The following is a 1375-nucleotide window of genomic DNA, read 5'->3' as shown; positions in this document are numbered from 1 at the left end:
TCTTTTTAAATAGTTTTAACATCTTATTTCAATTCAGGCCAGAAATCTTTATTCGCTTCAATTAAATCATCTAAGATTAATTTCGCTACTCTTGCACTTGGTACTGTTTTTGATAATGTGATTGCTTGCCATAATTTTTGATAGCTTCCTGTTATCCATGCATCTACTACTAATTTCTCTACTGATACTTGTTGTTCCATTAATCCCTTTTGGAATTGTGGAATTGATCCCTGACAGATTCTTTCATATCCGCTGCTTCCTACGATACATGGAATCTCTACCATTGCCGTACGGTCAAAGTTTTCTACTGCTCCTTCATTCGGTACGATCAATAACATTTTTTCTTTAGTGTTTTTAGCAATTGCACAAGCTAAGTCAACAATATATTCAGCATGCGCATCTGGTTCAAACCCTCCGTCTACAGCTGTTCCTTTTTCAATGATCTTTCTACAAGCTGTAAAAATATTCTTTTCTCGATGCTCCATTACTTCATTTGCCCGTGTATGTTCCGGATTAGTATGTTCTACTACATAATCAGGATATAAATAATATTTTAAATATGTGTTTGGGATTGTTTCTGGATCTAATGCATAAACATCTTTTGCTTTTGCGAATGTTTCAATCCAGCTTTGTTCCACGTGCTGATTCGTTCCTGACAGTGCATCTGCAAAACCATTAGCTGCCATATGCTTCTTGATTTCCGGCATTAAGTCATTACCGTCTTTATCTTCAATTTTATGCCACCATCCAAAGTGGTTTAATCCATAATATCCAACAGACATCTCTTTACGTGACTTTAACCCTACCATGTTAGCCATCTTTTCTTCAAGATCGATTGGCATGTCACAGATATTTAAGATCTTAGAATCAGGACGTAATCTTCTTGTTGCTTCAGCTACGATGGCAGCTGGATTAGAATAATTTAACATCCAGGCATTTGGAGAATATTTTTCCATGTAATCCAGAATTTCAATAACCCCGCCAATAGAACGCATGCCATAAGCAATTCCACCAGGACCACAAGTCTCTTGACCAACAACATTATATTTCATTGGAATCTTTTCATCTTTTTCACGCATTGCATATAATCCAACACGAATATGACACATAACGAAGTCAACATCAGTAAAAGCTTCTTCTGGATCAGTAGTATAAGCGAACTCAACTTCTGGTGCATTTTCTTTTAAATAAATTTCACAGGCTTTAGCGATGGTTTCTTGACGTTCCGCAAAATTATCATAAAATTTAATTTTTCTAATTGGAAAACGATCCATATGATCTAACAATAATAAACAAATCCCAGGTGTGAAAGTACTTCCACCACCAGCAATAACAACTGAATATTTCTTTTCCATTTTCTTTTTCTCCTCTGTTT

At 35.5% G+C, this 1375-nt stretch carries 1 protein-coding gene; it reads right to left on the bottom strand.

All coding sequences use genetic code 11. From position 1 onward, the window contains the following. Positions 1 to 23: 23 nt before the first annotated feature. Positions 24 to 1355, bottom strand: a complete 1332-nt coding sequence (locus KSU54_RS18405) for a 6-phospho-alpha-glucosidase (protein WP_003537319.1) — start codon at positions 1353 to 1355, stop codon at positions 24 to 26. Positions 1356 to 1375 lie beyond the last annotated feature (20 nt).

This window comes from Erysipelatoclostridium sp. MSK.23.31, assembly GCF_019125875.1.
Taxonomy (GTDB): domain Bacteria; phylum Bacillota_I; class Bacilli_A; order Erysipelotrichales; family Coprobacillaceae; genus Thomasclavelia; species Thomasclavelia ramosa.
The sequence above is the reverse complement of the archived record's forward strand: the minus strand, read 5'-3'. Positions and strand labels throughout refer to the sequence as shown.